The following is a 15,869-nucleotide window of genomic DNA, read 5'->3' as shown; positions in this document are numbered from 1 at the left end:
TCAGTGGCGATCCCGGCGTTTTAGCCACCAGCGTACCGCGAGAACCAGCACCACCACCAGGATCAGCCAGATCCAGTGGCGCAGGTGCTGGTTTAGCGAGTGCAGCCATGGCTCCAGCACTTCACCCCCGACGTAGCCTAAGGTGGTGAAGATCAGCGCCCAGATGATGGCCCCGACAATGTTGAGCGGCAGAAAAATTTTTGGCGGCAGACGGCTGGCGCCGATCAGCAGCGGGCCGATGATGCGAAAGCCGTACATAAAGCGGGTGCCGATGACGAACAGGTAGGGGTGACGCTGGATCAGCTGTTGGGCGCGGTCGATTTTCTTCTGATGGCGGGAAAAACGTCGCAGGATTGCCGGACCAAACCGCACCCCAACCAGGTAGAGCAACTGATCGCCGATCATCCCGCCGAGCGCCACGGCTGCCACCACCAGGGGGAAACGTAGCAGTCCCTGATGCGCCGCCACGCCCCCCAGCAGGGTGATGGTTTCGCCTTCCGCTATGCTGCCAACAACCAACGCGGCATAGCCATACTGTGCAATGAGAGTATTGATATCCATGGGTTAAGCGTAGCCTTCCTGAGAAAGTCTGCATAATCATACACTCCGGGGTTCAATGAACCGACAACCGTCATTTCTTATGTTGCTCAAAAAATAATCGCAGGCTGCATTATACTTGAGGTATCGCTAGCGGGCCGACAACAAGGGGGCGTTATGAACCATGTCTGGGGACTCTTTTCCCATCCCGATCGTGAAATGCACGTGATCAGAGGTGAAAACGAAACGGTCAGTCATCACTATACCCACCATGTGTTGCTGATGGCCGCCGTGCCGGTGATATGCGCGTTTATTGGTACCACGCAAATAGGCTGGGATTTTGATGACGGCAATATCGTCAAACTGTCGTGGACCACCGGCCTGGCGCTGGCCGTGGTGTTTTATGCGCTGATGCTGGCCGGGGTGGCGGCGATGGGGCGGGTGATTTACTGGATGGCGCGCAAATATCCGCAGCGGCCTTCGCTGACGCACTGCATGGTGTTTGCCGGGTACGTGGCAACGCCGCTGTTTCTGAGCGGGATTGTGGCGCTCTATCCGATCGTCTGGCTATGCGCGCTGGTAGGCACCCTGGCGCTGTTTTATACCGGATATCTGCTCTATATCGGCATTCCTACCTTCCTGAAGATCAACAAAGAAGAGGGTCGAAGCTTCTCCGGCTCTACTCTCGCCATCGGCGTGCTGTTACTTGAGGTGCTGCTGGCGCTGACGGTTATTCTTTGGGGTTATGGATATCGTCTCTTCTGAGGTCACTGCATTGCTGGCGTAATTGCCAGCAATGCAGCATCTGTTCACGATTAACTACTGGCAGCAAGGCATCCGGACGGCTATGATGCCTTAGCCAGCCCGCGTTCGCGCCATGACCCGGGCGGTGTACGTTATTACGTGCATGAATAATTATCAGAAATCTCACCATGCTGAAATTCCGCGTTTCTTTACTGAGTCTTGCACTGTTGCTGGCTGTGCCAGTGGCGACCCCGGCGATCGCCAAACCTGCCGCTGTGGCTACTGCGGCCCAGCCGGAGATTGCCTCCGGTAGCGCCATGATCGTCGATCTGAATACCAACAAAGTGATCTACTCCAGCCACCCGAATCTGGTGCGCCCGATCGCCTCGATTACCAAATTAATGACCGCGATGGTGGTGCTCGATGCCCGACTGCCGCTGGATGAAAAACTGCGGGTCGATATCAGCCAGACGCCGGAGATGAAAGGGATCTACTCCCGGGTGCGCCTGAAGAGCGAAATCAGCCGCAAAAACATGCTGCTGCTGGCGCTGATGTCCTCGGAAAACCGCGCTGCGGCAAGCCTGGCGCATCACTATCCGGGCGGCTATAACGCCTTTATCCGCGCGATGAACGCGAAAGCGAAGGCGTTGGGGATGGTTCAGACGCGCTTTGTGGAGCCAACCGGTCTGTCGATACATAACGTCTCGACGGCGCAGGATCTGACGAGACTGCTGATTGCTACTAAGCAGTATCCGCTGCTCGGCCAGCTCAGCACCACCCGTGAAGAGATGGCGACCTTCTCGAATCCGGCCTATACCCTGCCGTTTCGTAACACCAACCATCTGGTTTACCGCGATAACTGGAATATTCAGCTGACCAAAACCGGCTTTACCAACGCCGCGGGCCACTGTCTGGTGATGCGTACGGTCTTTAATGGCAAGCCGGTGGCGCTGGTGGTGATGGATGCCTTCGGCAAATATACCCACTTTGCCGATGCCAGCCGTCTGCGGACCTGGATTGAAACCGGGAAGGTGCAGCCGGTACCGGCTGCGGCGCTGAGCTATAAAAAGCAAAAAGCCGCCCAGATGGCGACCGCGCAAAACGATTGAGTTGTTTTTAATCGCCGGGCGGCGCTTCGCTTGCACGGGCCTACGGTTTTGTAGGCCGGGTAAGCGCAGCGCCACCCGGCGATAAAGCACTACTCCGGCAGCGTCCAGTCACCGTCATTGAGGGGGCGCTGCATAATCAACGTATCCCGCCAGTCCCCTTTCTTGTATCCCACGCTTCTCAGCTGTCCCGCCACTTCGAATCCATGTTTTTTATGCAGCCGTAACGAACCGGCATTGTTTGGCCCATCCCCGACGATGGCAATCATCTGCCGCCACGGCCCCTCTTCGCTGCGGGCAATCAGGGCACTCAGCAGTGCGCTGCCAAAGCCGCGCCCGGGCGTGCTGGCCTCGACGTAAACCGAATCTTCAATGGTGTAACGGTACCCGGGGCGCGGGCGATAGAGGGTGGCGTAACTGAAGCCCACCACAATCCCCCGATAGAGCGCCACCAGCCACGGCAAACCCTGGCTGGTCACCGCGCTCATACGCTGGCGCATCTCGTCTACGGTAGGGGGAACTTCTTCAAAGGAGGCGCGCCCGTTAAGGACGTGCCAGGCGTAAATAGCGGCAATGGCATGCGCGTCCTCCGCCTCTGCATCGCGAATCTGAACGTCAGTTTCGGAAAAAGTTTCAATAGCCGACATAGGTGTCCGCTCCTCGCAAAAAAGCCAGAGAAACGTTTCCCTGGCGACCCGTGGCTACTCTAGTACGATTCGTATGGGCTTAATAGCGGGCCCATCCTGGCTAACTGGTTTGATCAGTGGCTTGCGCACCATGCCCCGCTGTTTCAGGCTGCTCTTTCCAGTTTTTATGCTTGGTGGTTTTACCAATGCCCGGGTTCATGCTGTTTGTTGGGTCATTTTCGCGATAAAACTGCTTTAATGCGGCCGGGGCTTCGTAAATGTGACCCACATTGTGTTCCGCCGGGTATTGCGCGCCGCGCGCCTTCAGCAACGCCAGCATCTGCGCCTTCAGGGCGTGGGCATCCACCCCTTTTTTGACGATGTAATCCTGGTGGAAGACATAACACATAAAGTGGCCGTAATAGAGCTTATGCACCAGCTGGCTATCGATCTCCGGCGGCAGCTGCTCGAACCACTCGGTATCGTTGCGGCGCAGGGCGATATCCAGTGCCAGAATGTCTTCCACCTCGTCGGCGTGTACCGCCTGATAGCGGATCGCGGCCCCGGCGGCGGCAAAGCGGTGTAAAAAGGCCTTGCTGCCCTCTTCAGGGGTGCAGGCGAAGAAGTCGCCCTCGGCGCTTTTAAAGAATTCCGCCAGCCAGGCCTGCGCTTCGGCAATGCCGTCGCCCGACATTTTCAGCAGCAGGTGATGCTCGTACTTGTCCCGCCAGCTTTTCATCCGCGGCGGCAGGTGCGCCGGGAAGGCATTGCCCAGCTTTTGCATAAAACGGTCGGTAAAGTGCGGCTTAAACAGCGACACTTTCTCCAGCATCGCATCGGTGCGCCCCTTCATGGTGAAGAAGAAGGGCATCTTGTCGGTGCCGAGCTTGTCGATCATCAGGAAGGTATCTTTGCCGTAACGTTCGGCAATGTCGTAGATATCCCGGTGCATATACTCACCGGCCACCGGCAGGTGGGTGAACTCCCCGAGAATGTGGCGACGGATGGTGGTCAGCACCTCCGGCTGGTTGGTGCCGATGTAAAACACCTGCTGGCGTTTCTCCGCCGGGAAGGTGTCGAGGCGCACGGCAAATACCGCCAGCTTGCCGGCACAGCCGGAAGATTCAAACAGACGATCCGGGTCGGCGTTATAGCGCGCCGGGGTGTCGGCGTCGATCTCGCGTACCCGGGAGATGTAGTCATGATCGTGAGCATGGCGGCCGTCGTGCAGCACATCGCTGTCCTTGACGCGATCGTCATCCAGCTTGCTGAGGATCTGCTCCGGCGTGACGCCCAGATCGATACCCAGGTGGTTCACCAGGGTCAGTTTGCCCTGTTCATCAATACGCGCAAACAGGGACATTTCGGTATAAGCCGGGCCACGCTGCACCAGCGAGCCGCCGGAGTTGTTGCAGATCCCGCCGATCACCGAGGCGCCGATACAGGACGAGCCGATCACCGAGTGCGGCTCGCGGCCCAGTGGTTTCAGCGCCTTTTCCAGCGAGTAGAGGGTGGTGCCCGGATAGGCCAGCACCTGTTCGCCCTTATCCAGCAGATGCAGCTTGTCGAGGCGCAGGGTGCTGATAATTACAATGTCGCGGTCATAATCGTTGCCGTTCGGCGTGGAGCCTTCGGTCAGGCCAGTATTGGCCGCCTGCATCAGAATGATTTTGTCTGCCGCCACGCAGGCGCTGAGCACCCGCCACAGTTCCAGCAGGGTGCCAGGGAAGACCACCGCCAGCGCGTCGCCTTGTCCGGAGCGAAAGCCCTTGCGGTAGCGGGCCGTTTTCGCGGCATCGGTCAGCAGGTGCGCCTGGCCTACCAGACGTGACAGTTCGTTAATGAAGCTGGTGTTATCAGAAGACATCGTCCACCCCTTGTGGTTATTCAAATGCGTGTCCAAAATCATAGCGCGATTAATGTTTAAGCGAACCAGTATTCACCAGAAAAATCAGAGAATAAACCCTGCAAGGTTCACAGGGTTTATGGCACACTGCGCTTTTCGTACGGTCTGGCCGCGACTATCCGGCGGTTATTGATGAGAGAGTAAACGAGATGAAATGGCTTTGTTCTGTAGGGGTAGCTGTGAGTCTGGCGCTGCAACCCGCGCTGGCTGATGACCTGTTTGGCAATCATCCGCTGACGCCTGAAGCCCGCGACGCTTTTGTCACCGATCTGCTCACAAAGATGTCGGTCGATGAGAAAATCGGCCAGCTGCGTCTGATCAGCGTCGGCCCGGATAACCCGAAAGAAGCCATCCGCGAGATGATTAAAAACGGGCAGGTGGGGGCGATTTTCAACACCGTCACCCGCCAGGATATCCGCAAAATGCAGGATCAGGTGATGGAACTCAGCCACCTGAAAATCCCATTATTTTTCGCCTATGACGTGGTTCACGGTCAGCGTACCGTCTTCCCGATCAGCCTCGGGTTGGCCTCCTCCTTTAACCTCGAGGCGGTGAAAACCGTCGGCCGCGTGTCGGCTTACGAAGCGGCGGATGATGGCCTGAACATGACCTGGGCGCCGATGGTCGACGTCTCCCGCGATCCGCGCTGGGGCCGTGGCTCAGAAGGCTTCGGGGAAGATACCTATTTAACCGCAACGATGGGCAAAACCATGGTTGAAGCGATGCAGGGCAAAAGCCCGGCCGATCGCTACTCGGTGATGACAAGCGTTAAGCACTTCGCCGCCTATGGCGCAGTGGAGGGCGGGAAGGAGTACAACACCGTCGACATGAGCCCGCAGCGCCTGTTTAACGACTATATGCCGCCGTACAAAGCCGGTCTCGATGCCGGTAGCGGCGCGGTGATGGTGGCCCTGAACTCGCTGAACGGCACCCCTGCGACCTCCGATGCCTGGCTACTGAAAGATGTGCTGCGCGACCAGTGGGGCTTTAAGGGCATCACCGTCTCCGACCACGGGGCGATCAAAGAGCTGATCAAGCACGGCACGGCCTCTGACCCGGAAGACGCGGTGCGGGTGGCACTGAAGTCCGGCATCAACATGAGCATGAGCGACGAGTACTACAGCAAGTACCTGCCGGGTCTGGTGAAGAGCGGCAAAGTCACTATGGCGGAGCTGGACGATGCCACGCGCCACGTCCTGAACGTGAAGTATGATATGGGGCTGTTTAACGATCCGTACAGCCACCTGGGGCCGAAAGAGTCCGATCCGACGGACACCAACGCCGAAAGCCGTTTACATCGCAAAGAAGCCCGCGACGTGGCGCGCGAAAGCCTGGTGCTGCTAAAAAACCGTCTGGAAACGCTGCCGCTGGCCAAATCCGGTACAGTGGCAGTTGTTGGACCCCTGGCTGACAGCAAGCGTGACGTGATGGGCAGCTGGTCTGCGGCAGGCGTGGCCGATCAGTCCGTGACCGTGCTGACCGGCATCAAAGACGCGCTGGGCGACAAGGGCAAGGTGATTTACGCCAAAGGCGCCAACATTACCAGCGACAACGACATCGTCACCTTCCTCAACCAGTATGAAGAGGCGGTGAAGGTCGATCCGCGCCCGGCGCAGGAGATGATCGACGAGGCGGTTAACGCCGCGAAGCAGTCCGACGTGGTGGTTGCCGTCGTGGGTGAAGCGCAGGGTATGGCCCATGAAGCGTCGAGCCGTACCGATATCACTCTGCCACAGAGCCAGAAGGCGCTGATTGCCGCGCTGAAAGCCACCGGTAAACCGCTGGTACTGGTGCTGATGAACGGCCGTCCGCTGGCGCTGGTTGACGAGAACCAGCAGGCGGATGCGATTCTGGAAACCTGGTTTGCCGGTACCGAGGGCGGGAACGCTATCGCCGACGTGCTGTTTGGCGATTACAACCCGTCGGGCAAACTGCCAATGTCCTTCCCGCGCTCCGTCGGGCAGATCCCGGTGTACTACAGCCACCTGAATACCGGTCGTCCTTACAACGCGGATAAACCGAACAAGTACACCTCGCGCTATTTCGACGAAGCCAATGGCCCTCTGTATCCGTTTGGCTATGGCCTGAGCTACACCACCTTCACCGTTTCCGACGTGAAAATGTCGGCGCCAACGATGAAAGCGGATGGCACGGTAACGGCCAGCGTCGAGGTGACCAACAGCGGCAAACGTGAAGGGGATACGGTGATCCAGATGTACGTTCAGGATGTGACCGCCTCCATGAGCCGCCCGGTTAAACAGCTGCGTGGCTTCGAGAAGGTGCACCTGAAACCAGGCGAAACCAAAACCGTCAGCTTCCCGATTGACGTGGATGCGCTCAAGTTCTGGAACCAGCAGATGAAATACGCTGCCGAGCCAGGCAAGTTCAACGTCTTTATCGGCGTCGATTCTGCCCGTGTGAATAAGGGTGAGTTCGAGCTGCTGTAACAGCTGCCGGGTGGCGCTACGCTTACCCGGCCTACAAAACCCGTAGGCCCGTGCAAGCGTAGCGCCGCCGGGCAATAGCCAAACGGGGCTGCGTCACTGAATACGTGACCGGCCCTACAATTTTCCTCCTTCTGCCCTGAAACTCGTTTGTTACGCTCGTTTAAAACCCTTTCCCCATAAAGAATTGTGACTTTTTTCACACTTCAATTTTGCCTGACCCGCCAAAACGTGACCTCCATCAAAAGCACTTTATACCAGCGCATTCAGGCGTGATGACCTTCACTCTTCCCTCAAAATCCGCAGAAACGGCCCGCGAGCCGGGGGATGAAACCGCGTGTAATGCTTGTCACTTAACAGCTGACAGGTAGCAACATGAAGCTCTCGTTAGAACAACTCGACCTCGACCGCAGCGGTCTGACTTCCGTTACCACTGCGCTGCAGAGCCTGATCGATACCATCGACCGGGCCGGGGGTGGCACGCTGGTGGTGACGCCAGGCATATATCTGACGGGCACGCTGGTGTTACCGTCCAACTTCACCCTGCATCTGGAGGCGGGCGCGCATCTGCTGGCCAGTCCCCACACGGTCGACTACCTGGCCGCCGAAACCCAAAGCATGGCCGAGCAATCAAGGATGGCGCTGATGTATGCCCGCGATGCCCGTCATCTGACCCTGAGCGGGGCAGGTTGTATCGATGGCAATGCCAGCGCCTGGTTTGCCCCGCACCCGGACGCCCAGGGCTACCGCCAGCCGAAAACCCGTCGCCCGCGGATGCTGGTGCTGGAAGGGTGCCAGCAGGTGCGGATCCACGATATCACCTTAAGTGACGCGCCGATGTGGACCGCGCACCTGGTCAGCTGCAACCACGTGTTCATCAACAACATCACCATCAATAACGATCTCACCCTCTCCAATACCGATGCGCTGGATATCGACAGCTGCCAGCACGTCCACCTCAGCGACAGCTATTTCAGCGCCGCCGATGACGGTATCTGCCTGAAAACCACCGCCAAAGCCGCGGAACTACAGCAGCCGGTCGAGAACGTGACGGTCAACAACTGCATCATCCGCTCGAAAAGCTGCGCCATCAAAGTCGGGACCGAGACCTTCGCCGCTATCCGCAACCTGGTGGTCAGCAACTGCATCATCTTCGAATCCAACCGCGCTATCGGCCTGGTCTCCCGGGATGGCGGCCAGTTCAGCCAGATGCTGTTCAGCAACATCATTTTCGACTGCCAGCACGGGGACCCCTGCCACTGGGGCAAAGCCGATCCGGTCTTTATCTCCGTCCGTCACCGCACCCCGGATATTGAGCCGGGGGCGATAAGCCAGATTACCTTCTCGAATCTCAGCGGCGGCGCGGAAGGGGCCATCAACCTGCACAGTGATATCCCCGGCGCTCTCCACGACATTACCTTCAACGGCCTGAGCTTCGCCCAGCGTCTGAGCGCCAGCGACGAGCAGGGCTGCTATGACCTGCGCCCGCCCTGCAACCCGCAACGCCCGACCGGGATGGGGCGGGATAACGCGTATCTCGTCAACCCGCACACCGGCCGCGCCCACGGGGTGGAGCCTTATCCGCACGGCCTGCCCGGGCTGTATGCCGCAGGGATTGAGGGATTACAGCTGCACGCTATCCAGATCACCCGCCCGCAGCCGTTACCCGCGGGCTGGGATGAAGAGAGCATCCGTATCGACCCGGCAAATTCAGGGGAACAAAAATGATAAAACAAGTGCGAGAAATAAAACTGCGTAACTATGTCTGTTACGGACTGGCGGACGTGATTGGCTCCGGTGCCTTTACGCTGGTCAGCGCCTGGCTGCTGTTTTTCTTAACCACCTTCTGCGGGCTGACGCCGATTCAGGCCGGCTCGCTGTTTGCGGTGGCGCGTATTGTCGATGTGATCATGTGTCCGGTCATCGGTTACATATCCGATAACTTCCATAAGACCGCGCTCGGGCGTCGCTTTGGCCGCCGCCGCTTCTTCCTGCTGGCCAGTATTCCGCTGGTGTCGGTCTACAGTCTGCTGTGGGTGGAGGGATTCAACTACTGGATGTACCTGCTGTTCTACATCCTGTTTGAGATCGTCTACACCATGATCATCATCCCTTACGACACCCTGTCAGCAGAGATGACCTCCGACTTCAAAAAGCGTTCTAAGCTGACCAGTGCCCGCATGTACATTGCCCAGCTGGCGGGATTTGCCGCCGCGTTCCTGCCGGGCCGCCTGGTCTCTTACTTCGGGCCTGAATCCTCAGACTCGTTCTTCTACACCGGGGCCATCTTTACCGTCTCGTTTATGATCGTGCTGTTCTTTGTCTACTTCGGCACCTGGGAGCGCTCGCTGGAGGAGATCCAGCAGAGCGAAGTCCACGACGAAGAGGAAGCGAAAGAACCGCTGGCGACCCGCATGTACCACATCTACTACGATTTCGTTTCGACTCTGAAAATCAAAACCTTCCGCTCACACCTCGGGATGTACCTCGGCGGTTCGGTGGCACAGGATATTTTCAACTCGGTCTTTACCTACTTCGTGGTCTTTGCCCTGATGACCTCCTCGGTGATGGCCTCTAATCTGCTTGGCGTCATCAACGCATTGCAGTTCTTTGGCGTCGGGATCGCCACCTGGCTGACCCTGCGTTATTCCCCGTCCCGCGCCTTTGCCACCCAGGCGTCGATGGCGCTGGTGGCTTTCGCGTTGCTGGTGTCGGCGTACTTCCACCAGACCGGCGGGATGATAATGCTGTATGCCGGGGCGGCGATTGCCGGTCTGGCGCGCGGCGGGATCTACGCCATTCCGTGGAACAACTACACCTTCGTGGCGGACGTGGACGAGATCCTCACCTGCCAGCGTCGGGAGGGGATCTTCGCCGGGTTTATGAGCCTGCTGCGTAAAGCCTCGCAGGCGATGTCGATTTTCCTCGTCGGCGTGGCGTTGCAGATGTCGGGTTTTGTCTCCGGGCAGACCGCCCAGCCACAGTCGGCCATCAACATGATCATGGTGATCATGATTGTGCTCCCGGTGATCCTTACTATCTGGGGCATCTGGTCTGCCTTCCAGTTCCGCGTTAACAGCCGGACCCACGCCATTCTTAACGACGAAGTGGCGCGCCTGAAGCAGGGCGGCAGCAAAGCCAGCGTCAGCGCCGAAAACCGTCAGATCATCGAGAGTCTGACCGGCATGCCGTACGAGCACTGCTGGGGCGAAAACAGCGTCGGCTACCTCAATCGCAAACGACTGCTGGCGCGTCAGACCTCCCCGCAACTGAAAAGTGCATAATCCTCAACCAGCACCGGGCCCCGTGCCCGGTCCGTTAAGACCACACAGATGACAGAACATAGCGTATTCATACAGCAAGGGATCTGGGCCCGGCTGGGGCTGCCCCGGGAGTTGAGCTGGGGCTTTATCGGCATTTTCCTGTTTATTACCGGCGCCACCATCGAGCAAAGCTGGCTGGCCTCGATGCTGCAAAACCGCGGCTATGATGCCTTCCACATCAGCCTGCTCTCCTCGGTATTTGGCCTGGGCGTGGCGGCAGTCTCCTGGTTCTCGGGGATTGGCGCCGGGGTGCTGGGTCTGCGTCGCCTGATGTGGGCCGCGACGGCGGTCTACTTTCTGGGCTCGATTCCGTTTATCGGCTATGCCCTGCCGCAGGGCAACTACCCGCTGATGGTGGCCAGTTACGCCCTGCGCGGCGTGGCCTATCCGCTGTTCGCTTACTCCTTCCTGGTGTGGATCAACCAGCGCTGCGAGCCGCGGATCCTCGGCCGGGCGGTCTCCTGGTTCTGGATCGCCTTTGGCGTGGGAATGACCATCGTCGGGCCCTGGTACTCCAGCCTGATGCTGCCTGAGGTCGGCGAAACTGCCACCCTGATGAGCGGCTTTGTCTTTGTGGTGCTCGGGGCTTTTTGCGCCCTGGTGCTCAACCGCGATCGCCCGCAGGCTGAGCAGGGGGGCAGCATCGGGGCGGCGCTCGCTGAAGGGATGATGGTGCTGGTGCGCGAGCCGAAAATGCGCCTGGGAGTGATCGTCAAAACCATCAATGACATCGGCAAGTTCTCGCTGGTGATCCTGATGCCGGTCTACCTCCCGCGCTTTGGCTTCAGCATTGCACAGTGGCTTACCGTCTGGGGGCTGGTGAACCTGGTTAACATCTTCGCCAGTTACTTCTTTGGCTGGCTGGGGGATACCATCGGCTGGCACAACACCGTGGTCTGGTTCTCCGGCACCCTGTGCGGGCTGGCGATGCTGGCGGTGTGTTACGCCCCGGTGCTGTTTGGCGACAGCGAAACGGCGCTGTTCTGCGCGCTGGCGCTCTATGCCATCGGGCTGGGGGCGTTCGGGCCGCTCAGCGCCCTGATCCCATCGTTATTACCGGATAACAAAGGCGCGGCCATCTCCTGCCTCAATCTGGGCTCCGGCCTGAGCAACTTTGTCGGCCCGTTGATTGTCACCCTGTGCGTGGCCCCGCTCGGCGTGGAAGGGACGCTGTGGGTGATTGCCATTCTGTACTTTGCCGCCAGCGTGCTCACCCTTCCGTTAAAACTGCCGGACCAGGGCTAAAACCCCGCTTTTCGACTACGCTTTTCTCTCAAGCCTCTGAAAAAGGCGGCAAAATCATGAGGAAAGTGGAATGACTATCTTAAAGGGGATTGTTGGTTCAACGGCGCTGCTGGCGGCGTTGAGCCTGCCTTTGCAGGCCGCAGAGCCGGTAAAGGTCGGGTCAAAAATTGATACGGAAGGCGCGCTGCTCGGCAATATCATTTTGCAAGTGCTGGAGAGTCACGGCGTAAAAACCGTCAATAAAGTGCAGCTCGGCACCACCCCGGTGGTACGCGGGGCCATCACCTCCGGCGAGCTGGATATTTACCCGGAATACACTGGCAACGGGGCCTTCTTCTTCAAAGATGAAAACGACCCGGCATGGAAAAATGCAAAGAATGGCTATGAAAAAGTCAAAAAGCTCGATGCCGAACAGAACAAGCTGATATGGCTCACTCCGGCGCCGGCCAACAACACCTGGACCATCGCGGTGCGTAAGGACGTGGCGGAGAAAGGCAAGCTCACCTCCCTCGACGATCTCAGCCGCTATCTGAAAGAGAAGGGCGATTTCAAACTTGCCGCCTCGGCGGAGTTTATCGAGCGCCCGGACGCCCTGCCAGCCTTTGAAAAAGCCTACGACTTCAAGCTGGACCAAAGCCAGCTCCTCTCCCTGGCGGGCGGTGATACCGCGGTGACCATCAAAGCGGCGGCCCAGCAAACCTCAGGCGTCAATGCGGCGATGGCCTACGGTACCGACGGTCCGGTAGCGGCGCTGGGTCTGCAAACCCTGACCGATCCGAAGGGCGTTCAGCCGATCTATGCTCCGACGCCAGTGGTGCGCGAAGCGGTGCTGAAGGCCTACCCGGAGCTGGATGCCTGGCTGAAGCCAGTATTTGAAACCCTGGATGAGAAAACCCTGCAACAGCTGAATGCCAGCATTGCAGTGGAAGGGCTGGATGCCAAAAAAGTGGCGGCAGATTACCTGAAGCAGAAAGGGCTGGTGAAGTAGCCCCAGGACAGATCAGTGCCGATAAGATGTCATAACCGCGTCCTGCTGCTGCTGGCTGTCATAGCCCTGGCCGCAGGCGCGTTACCTTTCGTTAATTTCGCCCCTAACCGGCTGGTGTCCGGAGAGGGGCGTGCCCTCTGGCAGGTGTGGTCGTTTTCCCCTGCGCTGCTGCTGTTACCGCTGGGCCTGCTGCTGGGGTTAACCCTGGCCCGCGGACGCTGGGCGTTAGTGGCGACGCTGGTGGTGTGCGAACTGCTGTTCGCCGGGCTGGTCTGGAGTGCCGGGCTGGCGGCGTCGCATCTCGCCACTGCGGAGAGCCCGCTGGCGCGTACCGCGGTGGGCAGCGGCCTGTGGCTGTGGCTGGCGCTCTGCCTGCTGGCCTGCAGCGATGCCATTCGCCGGCTCAGCCCGCAGCCGATCTGGCGCTGGCTGCTGCAGGTGCAAATCTGGATCCTGCCGCTGGGGCTGTTATTCAGCGGCGAACTCCATTCTCTCTCCCTGCTGAAAGAGTATGCCAACCGCGAGGATATTTTTAACGCTGCTCTCGCCCAGCATCTGACCCTGCTGGCAGGAACCCTGGTCCCGGCGCTGCTGATTGGCGTACCGCTGGGACTCCTCTGTTATCGTCGTCCGACGACGCAGGGGCCGGTGTTTGCGGTGCTGAACGTGATTCAGACCGTGCCGTCCGTGGCGCTGTTCGGCCTGCTGATTGCCCCGCTCGCCGGGCTGACCCGCGCCTGGCCGTGGCTGTCGTCGCTGGGGATTGCCGGAACCGGCATGACCCCGGCGCTGATCGCGTTAGTACTCTATGCCCTGCTGCCGCTGGCGCGCGGGGTGCTGGCGGGGCTCAGCCAGGTGCCGGCCGAGGTGCTGGAGAGCGCCGACGCGATGGGGATGAACACCCGTCAACGTTTCTGGCAGATCCAGCTCCCGCTGGCGCTGCCGGTACTGCTGCGCGGCCTGCGGGTGGTGGCGGTACAAACGGTGGGGATGGCGGTGATTGCGGCGTTAATCGGCGCGGGAGGATTCGGGGCACTGGTGTTCCAGGGCCTGCTGAGCAGCGCCCTGGATCTGGTCCTGCTGGGGGTGATCCCGACTATCGTCCTGGCGGTGGTGGTGGATGCGCTGTTTGCCCTGTGGATCGCCCTGTTGGGAAGGAAGACCAATGATTGAATTTCATGATGTAAATAAAACCTTTGCCGGGGAGCCGGCGGTCAGCGATCTGAACCTGACCTTTGCCGAAGGGGCTTTTTCGGTGCTGATTGGTACCTCGGGGTCGGGCAAATCGACCACCCTGAAGATGATCAACCGGCTGGTGGAGCACGACAGCGGCCTGATCCGCTTTGCCGGAGAGGAGATCCGCAGCCTGCCGGTACTGGAGCTGCGTCGCCGGATGGGCTACGCCATTCAGTCCATCGGGCTGTTTCCGCACTGGACGGTGGCGCGCAACATCGCCACCGTGCCGCAGCTGCAAAAATGGTCCCGGCAAAAAATCGACGATCGGGTGGATGAGCTGATGGCCCTGCTGGGGTTGGATCCGGTGCTGCGCGAGCGGTTCCCGCATCAGCTCTCCGGTGGTCAGCAGCAGCGGGTAGGGGTGGCGCGTGCGCTGGCCGCCAATCCGGAGGTGCTGCTGATGGATGAGCCCTTTGGCGCCCTCGATCCGGTGACCCGCAGCGCCCTGCAGCTGGAGATGACCCGCATCCACCGCATCCTGGGCCGCACCATTATTCTGGTCACCCACGATATCGACGAAGCCCTGCGGCTGGCGGACCATCTGGTATTGATGGATAACGGCAGAGTGGTGCAGCAGGGGACGCCGTTGACGCTGCTGACCCAGCCCGCGAATGGTTTCGTGCGCGAGTTTTTTGGCCGCAGCGAGCTGGGCGTGCGCCTGCTGTCGCTGCGCACGGTGGGCGAGTCGATGCGCCGGGAGATCGCCGTCAGTCAGGTCAGCCCGCTGCGGGCCTCCATGAGCCTGCGCGATGCGCTCTCGGCCTTTGTCAGCAGCGGCAGCGAAAGCCTGCCGGTGGTGGACGACGAGGATCGCCCGTGCGGCACCCTCTGGTTCCGCGATCTGCTCAATCAGGAGGCGGCGCATGACGTGGTTACGTGATCCGCTCCCGTGGCTGGTGGCCCTGTTCGTGGCGCTCCTGCTGTGGATGCCCCACAGCGGGCCGCTGTTCAGTGCCCTGTTCCCGGCGCTGCCGCGCCCGGTCTATCAGCAGGAGAGCTTTGTTAGCCTGACGCTGTCCCACTTCTGGCTGGTGGGGGCCTCAAGCCTGATCGCGATTGTGCTGGGAGCCGGAGCCGGGATCGCCGTCACCCGCCCGGCCGGGCGCGAGTTTCGCCCGCTGGTGGAGACCATCGCCGCGGTCGGACAGACTTTTCCGCCGGTGGCGGTACTGGCGATTGCGGTGCCGGTGATGGGATTTGGTCAGCAGCCCGCGATTATCGCGCTGATCCTCTACGGGGTATTGCCGATTCTGCAGGCGACGCTGGCGGGGCTGGCGTCAGTGCCCGCAGCGGCCATCAGCGTGGCAGAAGGGATGGGGATGAGTGGCTGGCAGCGTCTGCGCAACGTGGAGTTGCCGCTCGCCGCGCCGGTGATGCTGGCCGGGATCCGCACCTCGGTGATTATCAATATCGGTACGGCGGCCATTGCCTCAACGGTAGGGGCTAACACGCTGGGGACGCCGATTATTATCGGCTTAAGCGGGTTTAATACGGCCTATATTATCCAGGGCGCGCTGCTGGTGGCGCTGGCGGCGATTGTGGTGGATCGTGCCTTTGAGCGGCTGGCTAAGCGCCTCAGCCAACACCGCCACGGACAATAAACGAATACCCTGCCAGCATCACGCCGCCAATACCGCTAACGGCCATGAGAATGAACAGGGTGATAACCGCGACTTTGGTTGCCTTCATAATGTGCTCCTGATGTTAACAGAGC

The 15,869-nt window shown here is 59.8% G+C and carries 14 protein-coding genes; 10 read left to right on the top strand and 4 right to left on the bottom strand.

Annotated features, from left to right (window positions below; genetic code table 11):
- Positions 1 to 561, bottom strand: coding sequence for a DedA family protein (locus M8318_RS17840; protein WP_106995332.1), 561 nt, complete (start codon positions 559 to 561; stop codon positions 1 to 3).
- Between the two features lie 153 nt (positions 562 to 714).
- Between M8318_RS17840 and M8318_RS17835 the strand changes: the two genes are divergently transcribed.
- Both M8318_RS17835 and pbpG read left to right on the top strand, forming a co-directional pair.
- A complete protein-coding gene (locus M8318_RS17835; protein ID WP_106995330.1) occupies positions 715 to 1,302 on the top strand; it encodes a Yip1 family protein in 588 nt (195 codons plus the stop codon).
- Between the two features lie 167 nt (positions 1,303 to 1,469).
- Positions 1,470 to 2,390 (top strand): D-alanyl-D-alanine endopeptidase, encoded by a 921-nt coding sequence (gene pbpG, locus M8318_RS17830; protein WP_106995329.1) that lies wholly within the window; start codon positions 1,470 to 1,472, stop codon positions 2,388 to 2,390.
- An 89-nt stretch (positions 2,391 to 2,479) separates the two neighbouring features.
- Here pbpG and M8318_RS17825 read toward each other — a convergent pair whose 3' ends face one another.
- Complete coding sequence (locus M8318_RS17825; protein WP_262663766.1) at positions 2,480 to 3,034, bottom strand: GNAT family N-acetyltransferase; 555 nt, start codon at positions 3,032 to 3,034, stop codon at positions 2,480 to 2,482.
- A gap of 100 nt (positions 3,035 to 3,134) precedes the next feature.
- Positions 3,135 to 4,880, bottom strand: coding sequence for a D-lactate dehydrogenase (gene dld / locus M8318_RS17820; RefSeq protein ID WP_262663765.1), 1,746 nt, complete (start codon positions 4,878 to 4,880; stop codon positions 3,135 to 3,137).
- Between the two features lie 188 nt (positions 4,881 to 5,068).
- On the opposite strand from dld, the gene bglX reads away from it, so the two are divergent.
- From bglX to M8318_RS17780, 8 genes are all read left to right on the top strand, one after another.
- Positions 5,069 to 7,366 carry a beta-glucosidase BglX gene (gene bglX / locus M8318_RS17815; protein WP_262663764.1) on the top strand — a complete coding sequence of 766 codons (2,298 nt, stop codon included), beginning with the start codon at positions 5,069 to 5,071 and terminating at the stop codon, positions 7,364 to 7,366.
- 372 nt (positions 7,367 to 7,738) lie between these two features.
- A complete protein-coding gene (locus M8318_RS17810; protein WP_262663763.1) occupies positions 7,739 to 9,091 on the top strand; it encodes a glycoside hydrolase family 28 protein in 1,353 nt (450 codons plus the stop codon).
- A complete protein-coding gene (locus M8318_RS17805; protein WP_262663762.1) occupies positions 9,088 to 10,647 on the top strand; it encodes an MFS transporter in 1,560 nt (519 codons plus the stop codon). The genes M8318_RS17810 and M8318_RS17805 overlap by 4 nt, the downstream gene beginning before the upstream one ends.
- A gap of 48 nt (positions 10,648 to 10,695) precedes the next feature.
- Positions 10,696 to 11,931: an MFS transporter gene (locus M8318_RS17800; protein WP_262663761.1), complete on the top strand. Its 1,236-nt coding sequence runs from the start codon at positions 10,696 to 10,698 to the stop codon at positions 11,929 to 11,931.
- A gap of 70 nt (positions 11,932 to 12,001) precedes the next feature.
- Positions 12,002 to 12,919: a glycine betaine ABC transporter substrate-binding protein OsmF gene (gene osmF, locus M8318_RS17795; protein ID WP_262663760.1), complete on the top strand. Its 918-nt coding sequence runs from the start codon at positions 12,002 to 12,004 to the stop codon at positions 12,917 to 12,919.
- Positions 12,920 to 12,934: 15 nt separating this feature from the next.
- Entirely contained in the window at positions 12,935 to 14,092 is a 1,158-nt protein-coding gene (locus M8318_RS17790; RefSeq protein ID WP_262663759.1) for an ABC transporter permease, read from the top strand.
- Entirely contained in the window at positions 14,085 to 15,035 is a 951-nt protein-coding gene (locus M8318_RS17785; RefSeq protein ID WP_262663758.1) for an ABC transporter ATP-binding protein, read from the top strand. Before M8318_RS17790 ends, M8318_RS17785 begins: the two co-directional genes overlap by 8 nt.
- Positions 15,019 to 15,756, top strand: a complete 738-nt coding sequence (locus M8318_RS17780; RefSeq protein ID WP_262663757.1) for an ABC transporter permease — start codon at positions 15,019 to 15,021, stop codon at positions 15,754 to 15,756. Before M8318_RS17785 ends, M8318_RS17780 begins: the two co-directional genes overlap by 17 nt.
- Here the strand turns inward: M8318_RS17780 and M8318_RS17775 are convergent.
- Positions 15,731 to 15,844 (bottom strand): protein YohO, encoded by a 114-nt coding sequence (locus M8318_RS17775; protein WP_106995318.1) that lies wholly within the window; start codon positions 15,842 to 15,844, stop codon positions 15,731 to 15,733. The genes M8318_RS17780 and M8318_RS17775 overlap by 26 nt on opposite strands.
- Positions 15,845 to 15,869 lie beyond the last annotated feature (25 nt).

Source organism: Leclercia tamurae (genome assembly GCF_025566055.1).
Lineage (GTDB): Bacteria > Pseudomonadota > Gammaproteobacteria > Enterobacterales > Enterobacteriaceae > Enterobacter > Enterobacter tamurae.
The sequence above is the reverse complement of the archived record's forward strand: the minus strand, read 5'-3'. Positions and strand labels throughout refer to the sequence as shown.

Bases quoted from the DNA above. Each gene is read 5' to 3' on its own strand.
- M8318_RS17840 (WP_106995332.1), bottom strand. From the start codon at position 561: ATGGATATCAATACTCTCATTGCACAGTATGGCTATGCCGCGTTGGTT.
- M8318_RS17835 (WP_106995330.1), top strand. From the start codon at position 715: ATGAACCATGTCTGGGGACTCTTTTCCCATCCCGATCGTGAAATGCAC.
- pbpG (WP_106995329.1), top strand. From the start codon at position 1,470: ATGCTGAAATTCCGCGTTTCTTTACTGAGTCTTGCACTGTTGCTGGCT.
- M8318_RS17825 (WP_262663766.1), bottom strand. From the start codon at position 3,034: ATGTCGGCTATTGAAACTTTTTCCGAAACTGACGTTCAGATTCGCGAT.
- dld (WP_262663765.1), bottom strand. From the start codon at position 4,880: ATGTCTTCTGATAACACCAGCTTCATTAACGAACTGTCACGTCTGGTA.
- bglX (WP_262663764.1), top strand. From the start codon at position 5,069: ATGAAATGGCTTTGTTCTGTAGGGGTAGCTGTGAGTCTGGCGCTGCAA.
- M8318_RS17810 (WP_262663763.1), top strand. From the start codon at position 7,739: ATGAAGCTCTCGTTAGAACAACTCGACCTCGACCGCAGCGGTCTGACT.
- M8318_RS17805 (WP_262663762.1), top strand. From the start codon at position 9,088: ATGATAAAACAAGTGCGAGAAATAAAACTGCGTAACTATGTCTGTTAC.
- M8318_RS17800 (WP_262663761.1), top strand. From the start codon at position 10,696: ATGACAGAACATAGCGTATTCATACAGCAAGGGATCTGGGCCCGGCTG.
- osmF (WP_262663760.1), top strand. From the start codon at position 12,002: ATGACTATCTTAAAGGGGATTGTTGGTTCAACGGCGCTGCTGGCGGCG.
- M8318_RS17785 (WP_262663758.1), top strand. From the start codon at position 14,085: ATGATTGAATTTCATGATGTAAATAAAACCTTTGCCGGGGAGCCGGCG.
- M8318_RS17780 (WP_262663757.1), top strand. From the start codon at position 15,019: ATGACGTGGTTACGTGATCCGCTCCCGTGGCTGGTGGCCCTGTTCGTG.
- M8318_RS17775 (WP_106995318.1), bottom strand. From the start codon at position 15,844: ATGAAGGCAACCAAAGTCGCGGTTATCACCCTGTTCATTCTCATGGCC.